Genomic DNA, 16,338 nt, shown 5'->3' with positions numbered 1-16,338 from the left:
GTGCGGTCACCGCAGCGCTGACCGGTACCAACAATGCGGATAGCTTTACCGTAGACGGCAGTAATGCCGCCAGCAGCTACGGTATCGCCTTTACCGGAGTCAGCAGCATCAATGCCTTGAATGGCAGCGACAGCGTGATCGGTGCCGATGGTGCCGACTGGACCTTAACCGGTACCAGTAAAGAAGCCATCAACAGCGGTATTAGCTTCTCCGAAGTAGAGTCCCTCACTGCCGTCAATGCCAACCTATTGGGTAGCGGCAGTACAGATGCATTTATTCTTCAGTCTGATGGCGATGTTGAAGCCTATGGATTGGTTGTCTCAGGCATGTCTGCAGTGGATGGTCAGGGGGGGAATAATAGCCTGGATGCTGCTTCTTACTCTGATGGTCTCGTTCTTACTGGAGTCGATAACCAAGTATCAGCTGGAAGTTTGGTTTTTGATGGAATTTTCACTGCTCTAACAAACGCGTTGTTAGGTACAAGTAATGCTGACAGTTTTGTAGTTGATGGTAGTAATGCGGTTACAACTTATGGCATTTCCTTTAGTGGCGTCAGTGAAATAGACACAGGAAAGGGAAATGATAGTGTTGCTGGAGCTAATGGTTCGGATTGGACACTTATCGGGAATGATTACGAAGCTATTAATAGCAGCATAACCTTTACCAATGTGGAAACTCTTACTGCAAACAATGCAAATTTGTTGGGCACAGGTAATGCGGATGTATTTACTTTACAGTCTGATGGAGATGTTAAAGTCTACGGCATGACTGTCAGTGGTATATCCGCGGTAGATGGCAATGGAGGCGAGGATAGCCTGAATGCCAGTACTTACAGTGATGGTTTAGCATTAACTGAGAATGAAAATCAGCTTGTTGCAGGCTCGCTTATCTTCAGTGGTATCTATAGGGCGAATACTCCCGTCCTGATAAATACTAATGATTTTGCTCTGTTTGAACTGCAAGGAGCCCAATCTCTAAAAACGGCGGGGATTAATTTTAGCGGCCTGGAAACAGTCAATACCTCTGGTGAAGGTAGTTCACTACTCGGCACCGAGAAAAATGATGACTTCGTGCTGGACTCTGCTGGTGATATCAGTGTGGCCGGAATTCATTTTACAGGGCTTGAAACTATAGATGGAGCAGGCGGGAATGATTCCGTTAGTTCAGAAGGAGCAGTTTGGACATCTACAAGTTCAAATAACTCACTGGTGAATGGTGGGGCTCAAGCTCTAGTGAATAATTTAACTGTAGTTTTTGAGAATCTAGAGTTAGTTCAAAGTACGGGAGCATATGTAGGGCAGGATGTAAGTGGTAAGTACGTATTCAGTGCTCTGGATACGATGACCATAGGAGGGGTGACTTTCGAGGGGCTAACTAGCCTAACAGCAGGTAGCGAAAGTGATGCTATCTATGGTGCCGATATAGATGCTGAATGGACCATAAGTGGCTCTCAGCATAGTGTAAGTAGTGCGGGTGAAACCTTGATCTTCAGTGGAGTGGAATCCATTTTTGCTGGTGGAGGGGTTGACCAATTTACACTGTCAGGTGGAGTGCTAACCGAAATTGACACAGGGGCAGGTAATGATTCAGTGCTACTGGCAGGAACTACTATCGACACTGTGTCCTTGGGTGCTGGCGATGACTACGTACAGGTAGATTCGGATAATGCTCAAGACACGCAGTTATCTGGCGGAAGCGGGAATGATTCCTTCCAGTACAACCTTTCTGGGGCCACTTGGCAGATTAATTCAGACGGTAATCAAGTTGGTAATTTTAAATTTGAAGGTTTTACATATCTGGATAACACCGATGGTTCGCTCAAACTCGAGACGGATTTAGGTTTTGATTTTGTAAACGGAGGAGATAATTCCGAAAACTTTAACCAGAGCGGAGCCGGATTAGTATTCGCTATCGATGGTATGCGCCTAGGCTATGATGGTGAAGGTGATATCAATATTACTAGCAGTTCATCGGATTCTATTGGTGGCAGCCTTAAAGCTGACAGAGCTGAATTAATAGTTGCTGGTGATGTAAATATTGAAGTTGAAGTAAATACTCTCGCCATAGCTACATCTGGTGCGGATATTGACATCAGTGTTTTATCTCACGGAGATCTTGTTATTGATGAGATAAATGCAGGTCGAGGTAATGTTGAATTGGCCAGCTCAAATTTTGGGATATTAACCGCTGAAACTTATGGTAAAACACACATCACAGCTTCTACAGTGAAGTTAGGAACAGAAACAGAACTGTGGACGATTATTGGTGAGTCAGTCAATCCTTTACGACTCGATGTATCTAATACTTTGGATATTTATTCCGTCAGTTACTATGAGCCTGACTTTATTGGCCAAGTGCCAACTGTTACCAGTACTGGTGATGAGCTTCAGTCGATAGCGGGATCCCAGGCCTCTCAGGGGCTGAAATCTGCAGTGCAAAATGCGGTAGAGGATTTTACTCAAGTTGACCCAGCAATTTTCAGTGCTGTTAAACCGTATAGTAGCGGTGTGGATGCAGTGAATTCTCCCGAGATGCGCCTTAGATCTGGAAAGTTATCACCCTCCACAGCTTCTGCTGGTGACGAACCTGAATCAGACTCGGAATTTGATGCGGTGCTGGATGAGGATATCAGCGAGGCACCTGCCGATGTTGTTAGTGAGATAATACCTTTCGCTGGCAGTGCAGGGGGCTGATTTATCTAAGTGATTAAGGCTATTCACTGAGTAAAAAACCGGCCCCCATGGCCGGTTTTTTATTTCTCATACATTATGAGAAACCTGGGCGAATATTTAACAAAGGCAGGAAGCGATCAAAAAAGTAGCGTTGGGATAGAGATTCAGCTTTCCACAACGAAAAAAGGCCGACTCTTTCGAGTCAGCCTTTTTGGAATTGGTGCCCAGGAGAGGACTTGAACCTCCACGACCGTTAGGTCACTAGCACCTGAAGCTAGCGCGTCTACCAATTCCGCCACCTGGGCAAATCAACGTGTGCTCCGTTGAGGACGCGAACTATAGAGATCTGCAGGGGGGGTGTCAACGGTTTCATTGCGTTTTTTTCAACATTCTCGCCGGAGGTCTGGAAATGTGTTGAAATCGCTTATAATGCGTTCAACAGCGGCGAAACATTGAACAAAAACTCTCTACCCCCGCCGCCAGCCTTTGACCGGATAACCTCCGGAAGCCGCCTCAATAGGCGGTTATCTCAACAACGGATGCTGTTTTGACACACAAAAATACTTCAGAACCCCTCAACGCTGACCCCCATGCCCAGCGCGAGGCGGAAAAATATGAAAAGCCTATCCCCAGCCGAGAATACCTGCTGCAACTGCTGGAACAGCAGGCGGAGCCGGTGCCCTGGGAGTTTGTCGCCGACCTGCTGGAACTAGAAGATGAGGACCGGCGTGAAGGGGTGCGGCGACGTCTTATCGCCATGTCCCGTGATGGCCAGATCGCCAGTAATCGCGCTGGTGATTTTGGCGTACTGGATAAGATGAGCCTGGTTCGCGGTCGAGTGATTGGTCACCGCGACGGTTTTGGCTTCGTTGTGCCTACGGATGGCGGCAGCGATTTGTTTTTATCCCATCGACAAATGCGCAAGGTATTCGATGGTGATGAGGTATTGGTGCGGGAGACCCCCGATGGCTTTCGTGGTAAGCGCGAAGGTGCTGTGGTACGGGTAATTAAGCACAATACCGAGCAGTTGGCTGGGCGCTTGTACCGAGAAAATGGCATCTGTTTTGTACGGCCGGATAACCCCCGGGTGAATCTGGATGTGATGGTAGCGGCGGAAGATGCGGCTGGGGCCGAACACGGTCAATATGTGGTGGTAAAAATTGTCACTCAGCCGGGACGAGACCGCGTACCCCAGGGGGAGGTGCTGGAAGTGCTCGGCGACCACCTGGCACCGGGAATGGAAATTGATGTCGCGATTCGCAATTACGGCATCCCTCATGTTTGGCCCGCCGCCTTGCAGGCAGAGGTGGATGCCATTGCCGATGAAGTAATGGAAGAGGATAAAAAAGCGCGGGTAGATCTGCGCCAGCTTCCCCTGGTCACCATTGATGGTGAGGATGCCCGCGATTTTGATGATGCGGTTTATTGTGAGCTACTGCCCGACAATAGCTGGAAGTTGTTGGTGGCCATTGCCGATGTTTCCCACTATGTGCACCCCGGTTCGGTTCTGGATGAGGAGGCCCACAGTCGCGGTAACTCGGTTTATTTTCCCGACTTTGTCGTGCCGATGCTGCCGGAAAAACTGTCCAATGGGCTCTGTTCATTAAATCCAGAGGTGGACCGACTGTGTATGGTGTGCGAGATGCACATCGATCGTCGCGGTGAAATTGCCAATTACCGTTTCTTTGAAGGCTTGATGCGCAGCCATGCGCGCCTGACTTATACCCAGGTAGGACAGGTTTTAGAGGAGCGCGACAATCGCGACAGTGGTTTACGCAAGCAGTATGCCGCTCTTGTTCCGCACTTGGATAATTTGCACGACTTATACCTGGCGCTGCGCAGTGCCCGTGATAGGCGCGGGGCGATTGATTTCGAAACCACCGAAACCCGTATTTTATTTGACAGTGAGCGCAAGATTGAGCGCATTGTGCCTGTCACCCGCAACGATGCGCATAAGCTGATTGAAGAGTGCATGCTGGCGGCGAATGTTTGCGCGGCCGATTTAATGGAGCTGTCGGAATTGCCGGCGCTCTACCGCGTGCATGATGCGCCCAAAGAGGAAAAACTCAGCAACCTGCGCGAGTATCTTGGAGAGTTGGGGCTGCGCCTGCCCGGTGGCTCAGAGCCGCGGCCAGCGGATTTCCAGGCACTATTGGAGCAAGTGGAAGGGCGAGCCGATGCACATATCATTCAGGTGATGTTACTGCGTTCCATGAATCAGGCGGTATATCAGCCGGAAAATCGCGGCCACTTTGGCTTGGATTATCGCGCTTATGCGCATTTTACCTCACCGATTCGCCGCTATCCCGACCTGTTGCTGCACCGCGCCTTGCGCTGGTTGATTCGCAATGGTAGTGCCAATGAACCCGCAGTGGCGCAGAAGATTTATACCGTTCCTGGCGCCAGGCCCATCGATCGTCAGCAGATACTGCCCTACGATATGCCGGCGATGCTACAACTTGGCGAACAGTGTTCCATGACCGAGCGCCGTGCCGACGATGCCACCCGCGACGTTGTCAGCTGGCTCAAGTGTGAATACCTGCAGGACCATGTGGGTGAGGTTTACTCCGGTGTGATCAGTGCGGTGACAGGGTTCGGTCTGTTTGTTGAACTCAACGACCTTTTTGTTGAGGGGTTGATTCATGTGACTGCGTTACCCAAAGACTACTACCGCTTTGAGCAGGCGCATCAGCGTTTGATCGGCGAGCGCAGTGGTAAGCGCTACCACCTGGGTGACTCGGTTACCGTTCAGGTGGCGCGGGTGGATCTAGAGGAGCGCAAAGTCGACTTTATCCTTGAGGGATTGGTGCCACGCAATAAGGCCTCGCGGGTCAAAACAGAGACGACTCAGGTCAGTGCTCGTGCCATGGAAATGGCGGTGGAGCATCAGCTGGAGCGGGAGCGACGCGGAAAAGAAAAAAAGGACGGTATCCGAAAGTCAAATGTTAGCCCCTGGGGGAAGCGTGCAGAAACGGCAGCGGAGGTAGCGCCAATTCGCAAACGCAAGGTTGGCTCCAAAGAGGCGGTTCCCGTGCAGGAATTTGCAGAGGATAAATCCCTTACTGCCAAGAAAGGGTCGAGCGAGGAAGCCGACAAGCCAAAAAGCGATGAACCAATAAAGCGTCGCGGCAGCAAGCGCACCCCACCGCGCAAGGGCGGTAAACGCCCTGCGGTAGCTGCGCGCAAAGCTGCGCAGAAAGCGGAAAAGGCCAAAACACGCAGTGGCAAAATTAAAAAGAAGAAGAAAGTTTCTTCCACCAGTAAAAAGAAAAAGTGATCGAGGCATAAATTGAGCCAGGAATTGGTATACGGCCTGCACGCGGTGCAGGCGCTATTAAAAAGTTCCCCGCAAAATGTGCAGGAATTGATGTTATTGCGTGGGCGCAAAGACCAGCGCTTGCAAAAAATTATTCAACAGGCGGAAAAAAATGAAATTGCCCTGCGCTTTGTCGACCGCCGTGCCTTGGATGACAAGGTGGAAGAGGGGGCCAACCATCAGGGTGTCATCGCACTTTGTGCAGAGAAAACCAAGGTCCAGGACGAGAAATTCCTATTAGGAATGCTTGAGCAGCTCGATCAAAAAGGTGAAACGCCATTCCTGTTGGTGCTGGATGGCGTGACCGACCCCCACAATCTGGGGGCTTGCTTGCGCTCTGCGGAAGCCGCCGGTGTGCATGCGGTAATTGCACCCAAGGATAAGTCCGCAGGCTTGACTCCCACCGCCCGCAAGGTGGCCTGCGGTGCGGCCGAAGTTTTACCCTTCGTTACGGTGACCAATCTCGCGCGAACCCTGCAGCAACTGCAGCAGGCCGGCGTATGGATATTCGGTGCGGCGGGGGAGGCCACCCAGGATGTCTATCAATCAAAGTTGACCGGTCCGTTGGCGTTGGTCATGGGGGCCGAGGGCAGTGGCCTGCGTCGATTAACGCGGGAGCACTGCGATCATTTAATTAAAATTCCCATGGCCGGTGAAGTCAGTAGCCTGAATGTCTCTGTTGCCACCGGCGTCTGTCTGTTTGAAGCGGTGCGTCAGCGCAGCGCCTGATTGTTTTATTTTTTTACTGCCTATCCCGACGCTAACTAAATAGCGGGATAGGCAGTGTTTCGGCGTAGCGCTTCACACGCAAATCCCTTTCTTCTCACTCTCTCCGCTAATCACTGCTAGATTTTTTCAACTATCACACTGTGATTTCAGTGTGCAGTTTTCCATCTCACACCGCAGTTAACAAACTTGCGGGCGATTTTCCTTAAATATCCGGGAGTAGCGGTTTGTACGCCTGGCCAAAAAACTTATTGCGACGTCGATCGAGCAGCGCGCATTTCGCAGAGTTAGTTCACCCTCATATTCGTCAACTTTATCGCATGGCCTTTCGCTGGACTGGGAGCCGTGAGGAGGCAGAGGACTTGGTGCAGGATGTACTGGCCAGCCTGCTGGCGCGCTCTGTGGCACTGGAAAATATTCAGCGCTTGGGTCCCTGGTTAATCAAGGTGCTTTATCACCGCTATGTAGATCTCTACCGCAGGCGCCGAAGTTCCCCGGTGGATGAAGATGTCGACTGGGAAACGGTAATTTGCAGCACCTCTGAAGAGGGAGTCAGTTCCCAGGTGGGAATGCAACGCGCCTTGCTGCAGGCCCTTTCGAAACTCAATGCCGGTTGGCGCGATACGGTGTTGCTGCATGATGTCGAGGGCTATTCCCTACTGGAGGTGGCGGATATTTTGGACATCAGTGTGGGCACGGTGAAATCGCGCCTACATCGCGCACATAAAAAATTAAAAAAAATGCTCGTTGAGGGAACCTATAGCGAGAGCCATCCGTGTTAATAATCAGAGGAAAAGCCAATGCTGAAATATGACTCTGAAGAATTTTCCAGTGATGAATTACTGCGCAGTCAGCTTCGCTCCCTGCCGGTTGAGGAACCTGGTGAGGATTTGGAAGAGCGCATATTGAAGTCTGTACTCGCAGAGCGGGGAATCAGTAAATCCTATTCGCCACTGAAATTATTCGTCAATGAATACCGGCGAGTGGGGCAACTGGCAGTGGCCGCAGGCTTCTTAGTCGTCGTGACGCTGGTGTTGATACTGACCACTTCAAAAGATGCGTTGCTGGAAGCTTCGCCGGCTTACGCGCAATCAGAAGTCGGGCCAGTTGTTAGCCGGCCAGTACATCTTGTACTGCACAGTAGTCGCCAGATGCCGGGTGCACTCATCAGGGTCACCCTGCCTGAAAATATGCGAATGGATGGTTATGCGAGCAGTCAGGTGTTGCAGTGGCAAGCGGATATTGCTGCGGGGAGTAACCGCTTATCGCTGCCGGTAAAAATTCTCGGCAAAAAAGGCGCCGGGGAGATATTGATTGAAGTGGAGTATGGCGGGGTGAGCAAGCGTTTGCGGCAGCGCTTAACGCACTTGTAAATCCGGCCGCTCAATGGTGTTCGATAGCTTCTTTTGTCACAACCTAGAGGTAACCAAGCGATGTGGAAGAAAGGATTAATAGCAGCAGGTGTCGCTGCAGCAGTCATATATACCGGCCCCTTAATGGCACAGGAGGCAGCGGAAGACCTGGATGTCACCCTCACCGTGGTTGAGGAGGGACAAGATGCGCAAGATGTGGTGAACAACATAGAGTTGCCACCGGATCTGCAGGAAGTTGCCGAGGAGACCATAGCTGCGGTGATGGAAGCGGTGGCGGCTTCTGGGCAAGGTGCCGAGCATAGTGAGGAAATTGAGGCGAGAATGCGGGAGGCCATTGCGCGCCAGTATGAAATCATTACCAGTGCGCGCCTCTCAGCGGAAGCGGCCAGGGAGGAGGCTCTGCGCACAGCCGAGGCGGCCAGGGAAAATATTGAAGAGGCCGTTAAAAGCGCAATGAATGGTGCAGACATTCAAGGTGTGATTGAGCAAGTGATGCAGGACATCCTCAGTAGTTTGCCCGAAGACATTCGCGAGCAGATGACTATGGATCTCGATGGACTATTCGAACATGTACAGGATGATCTACCGGATGGGCCCGATGCCTGATTGACGGTTGTAGTGAAACTTTATGACAGGGAACGTTTAGAGGTAATTCACAGTGCAAAATGGGCGGATCGGAATAGTGCTATTCACGCTGCTGACATTGGTATCTTCGGTGTCAACAGCCGCAGGGTCCTTCAGTGAAGCTACGGAGGCTTTCAAACAGGGAAAATACCGTAGGGCACTGAAGTACTTTGAAATTGAACGTGAGTCTGGCAACAACTCTGCAAAGCTCAGGTACAACATTGGTGTTACCTTGATGAAGCTTGAGCGTTATTCGGAGGCTACGATTTATTTTCACGGTCTCTTGAATGACGCTCGCTGGCGGGATCTTGCCCGTTATAACTTGGCGGTTGCGGCGGAGCGGACCAATCGCGAATTGGCTGCGGTCAAACACTACCGTATTGTGCGGGAAGGGGCGGCCACAGAAAAATTGCGGGATATGGCCGCCCGTCGCCTGCGTTTACTTGCAGAAGATCATCGCGGCGAGCACGAAAGACCTTGGCTGGCCACTATCAGCTTAACGGTTGGTAATGATGACAATGCTTATGCGCTGCAAAATGAATTGTTGGAAGAGGCTTCGATTGGGGCTGACAACTTCGCAGAATTGTTTGCCTGGGGACAATACCGCCTGGGAGGAACTCCCGAAAATGGATGGCGGGTGCACGGTTATGGATTTGGGCGTAAATATAAAGACTATGAAAATCTCGATCTGGCCAGTGCCCGGGCAGCTTTTTCCCGTGATCGCCGTTGGTTTGGCTGGTCTACGGAGTTGGGGCTTGCTGTTGAGACGGTAACTCTGGGAGGTGAGCCGGTTACACAGCAAGCACGGCTGCTAAGTAAAATTTCAGGAAACTGGGGCCGCTCTATAATCTCTTTTTCCTATAGCCCCGGTTATTATTTCGGCGGCGATGAATATGCTTATCTGGATGGTTGGCGCCAGTTCTTTGATTTGAGTTGGCAGCGCTCACTTTTTTCAACCGAGACGAAGTTGTATTATCGTTACGATTACAATGATCGGGAAGGTCAGGTAAAAGCTGAGGGAGATTACTACAGCTATTCTCCTGCCCGACACACCCTGGGGGGAACCTTGGTCTGGATACCGTCTCCACGATGGAATTTATCCACCGGGGTGGAGTATCGCAGCAGTCTATATAACGAAAATAACCGTATTACCGATAGTGAAGGCAATGTAGATTCCTACTATAGGGAGTCTGATCGACTGAGGTCCTGGTTGGGAGCGAAATTTCGCGTTACGCCCAATTTCCACATTAATGGAAAATATCAGTTTATTGATAATGAGGAAAACCGGGATATCTACACTTACGACAAAAGTGAATACAGTTTAGGTATCGGTTATAGCTTCTGAGCCTTTCTTGTAATTGCTGGGAGGAGCCAAAACTGACTCCCCCCAGTGCTGCCTACCATTTTGCAGTGAATATTGTGTTTATACTTATTTCTGCAGCTGTCATCTCTTATTAATTTTATTCAAGATTGATCGCTAGGTTATTTAGATAATGATAAGTTAGCCTGTGATCAAAAATGTCTGTCGGGTTTTTGTCTAACAGGAGATTAGTTACCCTATTGCTAAAAAGCGCATAACTCGATTGAAATAAAGCCGGTCCCCAGCTGAGTCTGCGAATACCGGCCTTCCAGAGTTGTGCAGGCTTTTCCATACCGGGCAGTTGCATTAAATTAAGTGGCATACCGATTTCTTTTGCTAGTTGCCGGGCATCTATTGGAGATGTTAAGCCCGGAATAAACCCTCCGTTGGCACCGGCATTCTGGTAACGCGCTAGTCTTTGTATAACTTCCTTCAGAGCTTCTTTGCTGTTGTCCGCGCCGTTTAGGTAAACGTCGGTTCTCGCATTGATAAAAAATGGCCGCGTCTTTCTCGCCGTTAAAGTGGAGCGGATTGCCAGAATTTTTTCTTCCAATAATTGTGGGCTTCCGCTGCCATCCTCGATATTGATACCGACTACACCTAGGTCACACAGAGTCTCGGCTAACTTGGCCACCCGCGTAGGGTCGGTGCTGTAGCCATCCTCGATATCGATAGAAACCGGTACTTGGGAAACACGCAAAATACGCTCAATGGCACTTAGGTGTTCCAATATTGGCAAGTTACCACCATCGGCATAGCCCAATGACCAGGCTATAGCGGCGCTACTTGTGGCAATAGCGGGAGCGCCGGCCGCTTGAGCGAGTTGTGCACTGGCCGCATCCCAGATATTGGGAAGAATTAAGGGCCGGTCTCCCTGATGCAAAGCATTGAATTGTTCGAAGTGGGTAACAGCCATCGAATTTCTCCTAGTGATGATTTTTTGGTTGAACCAGTGGAGTGGAAATTACTTCGAATTTTTTCTTGGTATTCGGCTTGGTTCTGGCCACATCCGGAAGTGAACAAAGGGAACAGCGGCAGGGAAGGGGAGCACTGAAATAGCAGGGAGTGAAAAACTAATGAAAAGAGGAGGTGTTGGGTGTTAGGGAATAGTTGATAGCTTGGCGCCAGTGCTCAACCAGCGCCAAGAGGTACTTCTTCTTAGTGGGAGCCCGTCGGCTGCTGGGCCAGCCAACTGTCCACCTCGGCGATAATGGGACGTGGATTTTTGATCCAGCTCAGGTGGGGGTTGCCTTTCGGATAGGTGGCGGCCATCTCGCGGGTTTCGCCATCCACAATAGCTGCCAGTTTGCGTGCAGCCTTTACTGGTGCAAAGGGGTCGCCGGCCAGGGCGATATGTAGAGTGGGTTGGCAGCTGGGCTGGTGTTCCCCGAAGCGTTTTTCTGGGGCAAAGCGGCCGCTGAAAATAGAGCGGGCCCAGTCCTTCATTAATTTGCGCGCTTCGCGCCAGCCAAAGCCCATCTTCGCGCCGGGAAAATAGCCGAGCAGGCTCGAGGTGACACTCACAATTGAGGCAAAAAGCAAAATGGCGTACCGGTGTAATCCGCTCCAGCTGCGGTGATCCACATGTCCGGAGGCGATGGTGACAACCCTGGCGTTGCCGGTCAGGCCGGCGCGTGCCGCGAGAGTGCTGGTTTGACCACCGATACTGTGGCCGAGGATCAGGGCCGGGCCGCCGGGGAAGGATTCTTCCAGCAGGGCTAACAGCTGTGGGATAAAGGCAAATACCAGGTCGTCATAGCCATAGTCGGCATCCCGGCTGGGCCTCGGCAGGCTATCGCCGGTGCCCGGTAGCTCAGTGATGGCGGTGCTGTAACCGAGCCGTTGCAACTCCTGCAGCAGAAGCTGATAGCGATTGGCGGGAACGCCCATGGCGGGAATAACCAGGACTAGTGGGCCTTCGCCGTTGCGAACCGTGGTGACGGGCACCTGGAAGGCGCCAAAGGTAAGGTTATGGGTTTCTTGGGGCATGGTACTTCTCCCTGCAGATGGAGGCACTATATGCCAGCTAGCGGCTGTAAACCCATGACCAGAACGCGCAGTTCCGTGGCTGAATCCACACAAATTAGGGGTTGGCAGGATTTGGGACCGTTATGCGCGGGTGGTACCTAGGGGATAACGAGTTATCTTGCAACCGGGTTTGCCAAGGCGCTAGTTAACTCTTGAAGCTGTTGATTTTCTGGAAGAATTTCTGCCAAAAAGTAATTCCATTATGGGCTTGCTTAGCATCGTATTTTAGGGGGGCAGTGCGGCAGTCCCTTTATTCGACCGTAATAAGTAATTAGGTGGTTACCGAGGTAACCACCCTGTTAATCTTCGTGAAGAGGGAGATCGAAATCGGATTAACTTTTAAACCGATTAAGATGCAATATCACATGGCCTAGTTGGGCAGGAAGTGCTACCGCCGCCGCCAGTACCACCACCCAAGACAGTCATGTACTTCCAGCTGCTGTAGCACTGCCTATCAAAACTTCTCGCACGATATTGAACATCACATCTTGTGGAGTAACTGTATCTATCACGATCACTAAAGCCTGCATTCTGCCAGGTTGCAGTTTCTTCTACCACATCACAGAAGTTTCCTGTCCAGCGTGCAACGTCTTTTATCTGAACTTGATATTTAATTAGCACGCCAGCAACTGCATTCACCGAATAGCTTTGATTCATGCTCCCTAACAAATCCACGAAACCAGAATGATACCCACCACTAGTATTGGTATCACTTTTAGCCATCGTTAACATGGGTGCACTTTGTACCCGTATATCATTACACTAATTCAGGTAATCCCTAATATCTCCAGTAATTATCGGGGTGCCGATATGAACATAATGTCGGCCCCTGATATTAAACTTTATCCCCTTCTTCGCTCTCCATTTAAGATCTTGGTAATTATAAGTATCAGTACGGCTATACCCTTCAGAAGTGGTAAATGTAGCAACCTCGCCATCGTAACTGATGAGCTTGGCTCCGTCCTGATAGTAGGTATTAGTTGCGCCAACTAATACGTATTTTGGCCCCTTTGGGGTTCAACCTATACTTATATATCCTGCGTTCTGACAGGTTGTAGCAAACACACTAGAAGAGACAGCAGAGGCAATAGATAGTTAGTAGCTCTATACCCAATATTTTATTTATTATTAATCCATTAAAATATATAGAGCGGGCGGGAATAATGTTATAAAATTTTTCAAAAACAATACAATTGTTATTCGCTTAGTGTACCAATTGCAAGAAGTTTGCTTTTTATAAAAGCAGCTGGGCTTTGTTGGTTTCTTCCTGGAAATTGTTTTCCCGATTATTGGCGTATACACCTGGCGCGATAAGCAAGTGATTGTAGTGCATGAAGGGCAGGTGATACCAGAAGCATAAACAACACTTCACGCCTGGGTGGCTACAGCAGTAGCCACTCAACTTTACAATAGCTTTATGAATTAGAAAGGCTGGCAGTCATCGCAAGGGGGTCTACCGATGCCACCTACTTCAATCCAACCAGGGGATGCGGACGCCTTATAAGTACCATCTGTTATGATCGCACTAATGTAATAATCATCAGCGCCTGGAAGTGTTAGGATTTTTGTAACCGTTCCACTCAATTTAGTTGTACTAATCTCACCAGCACTTCCAGTGCCACCATACTCTCTACCAGCGTATTTGAAGGTGATTTTTAAAGGCTTGCCTTCTACGGCAAATTTCGAATTGCTATCAATTTTATAGCTCACACTTACCTTAGCACCTCCAAGAGAAGTAACACTTAGTGTTGGCTTATTTTGAACGTATACATTGTTACAGAAATTTTCTATAGGATCAGATTTACCTGAGATAACAACCGGGGTCTTCACGTTAACAAAGTGATGGCCGCGAGTGTTAAACTTTATATCCTTCTTAGCTCTCCATTTAAAATCCTGATAACCATAGGCGTCAGTACCACTAAAACCTTCCGAGGTCGAAAAAGTAGCAACTTTACCGCTATAAGATATGAACTTAGCTCCGTCAATATGATAGTTGTTGGTAGTTCCAACTAAAATATACTCTTTCCCCTCTGGCGTTCCCCCGACTCTGGTATAACCAGCATTCTGGCAACTTGCAGCAAATACACTAGAAGATAAAACAGAGGCGACAGATAGAAGCCCAAATCCCAATATTTTAATCATTATTAATCCATTAACATATGTAAAACGAGCGGGTATAATGTCATAAAATTCTTCAAAAACAATACAATGTTATTCGCTTAATGTACCAATTATTATTGGCATAAAATTTAATAAATATAAGATGCTAGGCTCCCTCTATATCTGACAACAACTCCGCCAGCTGCCGCTGCAGGTCTAGGGCGCGCAAACGCCATAGCAATCGTTGTAAAAGTCTGGTGGCTTTGACTTTGTTTGACGGTGGCTCGCCTAGAAAGCTCGCCCCGTACACCTGCAGATTGGTGCCCAGGCTGTAGTATCGTATACCCTGCAGGCCCACCACTAGGCAGGTATTCCCCCCTCCCAGCGCTTGTCCCCGAGCTGGAGAAGATACCGCCCAAGAGTAATTGATCAACTTGCAACCAATCCCGCAACTGCCTAGAATACGCCGCCCGCAATGGGCTCGGTCTATCCGCACCCGTTGTACTCCTTGCCTTACCGGACTGTCCGGAAGGCTGATTAACCCGTAAGGAGCTAAAATGCGTCATTACGAAATTGTATTCCTGGTTCACCCGGACCAGAGCGAGCAGGTACCTGGCATGGTGGAGCGTTACACCGCTGCCATCAAGGACACTGGCGGTGAAGTACACCGTCTGGAAGACTGGGGCCGTCGCCGTCTGGCTTACCCGATCAACAAGATCCACAAAGCTCACTACATTCTGATGAATGTTGAGTGCACCGAAGAAGCTTTGGAAGAGCTGACCACCAACTTCCGTTACAACGATGCGGTTATCCGTAATCTGGTAATCCGTGAAGACGAGGCGATCACCGACGAGAGCCCGATCATGAAAGCGGAAAAAGAGAGCCGTGAGCGCAAGGCAGCCCGTGCAGAGCGCTCCGAGCGTCGCGAGCGCGCTGAAGAAGATGAGCAATCTTTTTCTGACGACGCGGAAGTATCTTCCGATAACGCTGAAAGCGAAGAGTAAGGGGATTATCAGATGGCACGTTTTTTCCGTCGTCGCAAGTTCTGCCGTTTCACCGCTGAAGGTGTTAAGCGTATCGACTACAAAGATCTCGATACCCTGAAAGCCTACATCTCTGAAACTGGCAAGATTGTTCCGAGCCGTATTACCGGTACCAAAGCCAAGTATCAGCGTCAGCTGGCCTCCGCGGTCAAGCGTGCGCGCTACCTGGCCCTGCTGCCGTACACGGACAGCCACGAAGCCTAAGCCGCAGTTTGCTTAGACTCATTAATAGAGAAGCTATCTAACTATGCGCGCCGTAGCTGAGTTTATTATGCGCGGGCGCGTGCGGGCGGTGATCCTCACCATGTTGGGGATACCGCTGATAAGCCCGGCAATCCTCGCTCTAGTGAGTTTGCGCCGCGGCAGCAGTGAAGGCCTGATGGTTTTGGCCTGGGCGCTGTTGCCGATTGTTGTTATGGGCATGAGCGGCCATGTGCCACCAATAGTGACCGGTATTTCCGCCGGCCACTTTGCGGCAGTATTCTGCGGCGCCATGGCACTGCGTAGTAGCCGCTCATGGGCCGTTGCACTGTTCACAGTAATGGCGGCCTCGGCGGTGGGCATATTGCTCACTTCAGCCTTCGGCGGAGGCCTGTTGCAGGGCTTTATGCAAGCGCTCGAAAGAGCGGCGGAGCAGCCCAATACGGTTCCGATGGAAGAGCTGAAGCAGGTGTTTTCAGGCGAATTGCAGATCACTGGATATCTGAGCCTGATATCGGCGATGAGCGCCACACTGGCTTTGGTTCTTGGCCGTTACTGGCAGGCACTGCTGTATAACCCCGGCGGTTTTCGCCAGGAGTTTCACCAGTTGCGTATGCCAGTATGGCTGGCGTCACTGAGTATGTTGCTGTGGGTGGTGAGCCTGGTGACCCCGGGTTACGCCTTCTGGGGCGCGGTGATCGCCTTTCCTATGGTGGTTGCAGGTATCGCTCTGATTCACTGGCTGGTTGCCAGTCGCGGCTGGGGGATTGGTCCCCTGGTGGCGATGTACGTGATGCTGGTGATCGGTGGCCTGCCCCTGGCTGGATTCCTGTGCGGTCTGGCTCTGGTAGATAGCTGGATAGATATTCGCGGGCGCTCCGCAAAATAGGCGCGT

Annotated in this window: 15 protein-coding genes and 1 tRNA gene; 10 read left to right on the top strand and 6 right to left on the bottom strand. The window is 50.4% G+C overall.

Going from position 1 to position 16,338, the window contains the following annotated elements; all coding sequences use genetic code 11:
* Nucleotides 1–2,693 (top strand): beta strand repeat-containing protein (locus LC073_RS11505; RefSeq protein WP_226647147.1); only part of this gene is annotated, 2,693 nt, incomplete at its 5' end.
* A 197-nt stretch (nt 2,694–2,890) separates the two neighbouring features.
* Here the strand turns inward: LC073_RS11505 and LC073_RS11500 are convergent.
* A tRNA-Leu gene (locus LC073_RS11500) sits at nt 2,891–2,977 on the bottom strand.
* Between the two features lie 242 nt (nt 2,978–3,219).
* On the opposite strand from LC073_RS11500, the gene rnr reads away from it, so the two are divergent.
* The 6 genes from rnr to LC073_RS11470 all read left to right on the top strand — a co-directional run bounded on the left by rnr (nt 3,220) and on the right by LC073_RS11470 (nt 10,056).
* Nucleotides 3,220–5,949: a ribonuclease R gene (gene rnr / locus LC073_RS11495; protein WP_226647145.1), complete on the top strand. Its 2,730-nt coding sequence runs from the start codon at nt 3,220–3,222 to the stop codon at nt 5,947–5,949.
* 12 nt (nt 5,950–5,961) lie between these two features.
* Nucleotides 5,962–6,717 (top strand): 23S rRNA (guanosine(2251)-2'-O)-methyltransferase RlmB, encoded by a 756-nt coding sequence (gene rlmB, locus LC073_RS11490; RefSeq protein ID WP_226647143.1) that lies wholly within the window; start codon nt 5,962–5,964, stop codon nt 6,715–6,717.
* 224 nt (nt 6,718–6,941) lie between these two features.
* On the top strand, nt 6,942–7,496 hold the full coding sequence (locus LC073_RS11485; protein ID WP_226647141.1) for an RNA polymerase sigma factor: 555 nt from the start codon (nt 6,942–6,944) through the stop codon (nt 7,494–7,496).
* Between the two features lie 18 nt (nt 7,497–7,514).
* Nucleotides 7,515–8,087, top strand: coding sequence for a hypothetical protein (locus LC073_RS11480; RefSeq protein WP_226647139.1), 573 nt, complete (start codon nt 7,515–7,517; stop codon nt 8,085–8,087).
* Between the two features lie 60 nt (nt 8,088–8,147).
* Complete coding sequence (locus LC073_RS11475; RefSeq protein WP_226647137.1) at nt 8,148–8,693, top strand: hypothetical protein; 546 nt, start codon at nt 8,148–8,150, stop codon at nt 8,691–8,693.
* Nucleotides 8,694–8,802: 109 nt separating this feature from the next.
* Entirely contained in the window at nt 8,803–10,056 is a 1,254-nt protein-coding gene (locus LC073_RS11470; protein WP_226647135.1) for a hypothetical protein, read from the top strand.
* 115 nt (nt 10,057–10,171) lie between these two features.
* Here the strand turns inward: LC073_RS11470 and LC073_RS11465 are convergent, their stop codons facing one another.
* The 5 genes from LC073_RS11465 to LC073_RS11445 form a co-directional block, all read right to left on the bottom strand.
* Nucleotides 10,172–10,987 (bottom strand): isocitrate lyase/PEP mutase family protein, encoded by an 816-nt coding sequence (locus LC073_RS11465; protein WP_226647132.1) that lies wholly within the window; start codon nt 10,985–10,987, stop codon nt 10,172–10,174.
* A 242-nt stretch (nt 10,988–11,229) separates the two neighbouring features.
* Nucleotides 11,230–12,060: an alpha/beta fold hydrolase gene (locus tag LC073_RS11460; RefSeq protein WP_226647131.1), complete on the bottom strand. Its 831-nt coding sequence runs from the start codon at nt 12,058–12,060 to the stop codon at nt 11,230–11,232.
* 387 nt (nt 12,061–12,447) lie between these two features.
* The gene (locus LC073_RS11455; protein WP_226647129.1) at nt 12,448–12,831 is read right to left on the bottom strand and encodes a hypothetical protein; all 384 of its coding nucleotides are present in this window, start codon (nt 12,829–12,831) and stop codon (nt 12,448–12,450) included.
* A gap of 690 nt (nt 12,832–13,521) precedes the next feature.
* Complete coding sequence (locus LC073_RS11450) at nt 13,522–14,241, bottom strand: hypothetical protein (protein ID WP_226647127.1); 720 nt, start codon at nt 14,239–14,241, stop codon at nt 13,522–13,524.
* A 124-nt stretch (nt 14,242–14,365) separates the two neighbouring features.
* Nucleotides 14,366–14,632, bottom strand: coding sequence for a hypothetical protein (locus tag LC073_RS11445; protein ID WP_226647125.1), 267 nt, complete (start codon nt 14,630–14,632; stop codon nt 14,366–14,368).
* 124 nt (nt 14,633–14,756) lie between these two features.
* Here LC073_RS11445 and rpsF point away from each other — a divergent pair, with 124 nt between their 5' ends.
* Genes rpsF through LC073_RS11430 form a run of 3 tightly spaced genes read left to right on the top strand, consistent with a single transcriptional unit; the run spans nt 14,757 to nt 16,332 of the window.
* A complete protein-coding gene (gene rpsF / locus LC073_RS11440; RefSeq protein ID WP_226647123.1) occupies nt 14,757–15,203 on the top strand; it encodes a 30S ribosomal protein S6 in 447 nt (148 codons plus the stop codon).
* A 12-nt stretch (nt 15,204–15,215) separates the two neighbouring features.
* Nucleotides 15,216–15,446 (top strand): 30S ribosomal protein S18, encoded by a 231-nt coding sequence (gene rpsR / locus LC073_RS11435; RefSeq protein WP_108731487.1) that lies wholly within the window; start codon nt 15,216–15,218, stop codon nt 15,444–15,446.
* Nucleotides 15,447–15,489: 43 nt separating this feature from the next.
* Nucleotides 15,490–16,332 carry a hypothetical protein gene (locus LC073_RS11430; RefSeq protein ID WP_226647121.1) on the top strand — a complete coding sequence of 281 codons (843 nt, stop codon included), beginning with the start codon at nt 15,490–15,492 and terminating at the stop codon, nt 16,330–16,332.
* Nucleotides 16,333–16,338 lie beyond the last annotated feature (6 nt).

The sequence above is a fragment of the Microbulbifer variabilis genome (genome assembly GCF_020524905.1).
GTDB classification, from domain to species: Bacteria; Pseudomonadota; Gammaproteobacteria; order Pseudomonadales; family Cellvibrionaceae; genus Microbulbifer; species Microbulbifer variabilis_A.
This window is presented reverse-complemented; position numbering and strand designations above follow the sequence as displayed.

What these genes read in the sequence shown, in the direction of transcription:
- LC073_RS11480 (WP_226647139.1), top strand. Translation starts at nt 7,515, where the DNA reads ATGCTGAAATATGACTCTGAAGAATTTTCCAGTGATGAATTACTGCGC.
- LC073_RS11475 (WP_226647137.1), top strand. Translation starts at nt 8,148, where the DNA reads ATGTGGAAGAAAGGATTAATAGCAGCAGGTGTCGCTGCAGCAGTCATA.
- LC073_RS11465 (WP_226647132.1), bottom strand. Translation starts at nt 10,987, where the DNA reads ATGGCTGTTACCCACTTCGAACAATTCAATGCTTTGCATCAGGGAGAC.
- LC073_RS11460 (WP_226647131.1), bottom strand. Translation starts at nt 12,060, where the DNA reads ATGCCCCAAGAAACCCATAACCTTACCTTTGGCGCCTTCCAGGTGCCC.
- LC073_RS11455 (WP_226647129.1), bottom strand. Translation starts at nt 12,831, where the DNA reads ATGTTAACGATGGCTAAAAGTGATACCAATACTAGTGGTGGGTATCAT.
- LC073_RS11450 (WP_226647127.1), bottom strand. Translation starts at nt 14,241, where the DNA reads ATGATTAAAATATTGGGATTTGGGCTTCTATCTGTCGCCTCTGTTTTA.
- rpsF (WP_226647123.1), top strand. Translation starts at nt 14,757, where the DNA reads ATGCGTCATTACGAAATTGTATTCCTGGTTCACCCGGACCAGAGCGAG.
- rpsR (WP_108731487.1), top strand. Translation starts at nt 15,216, where the DNA reads ATGGCACGTTTTTTCCGTCGTCGCAAGTTCTGCCGTTTCACCGCTGAA.
- LC073_RS11430 (WP_226647121.1), top strand. Translation starts at nt 15,490, where the DNA reads ATGCGCGCCGTAGCTGAGTTTATTATGCGCGGGCGCGTGCGGGCGGTG.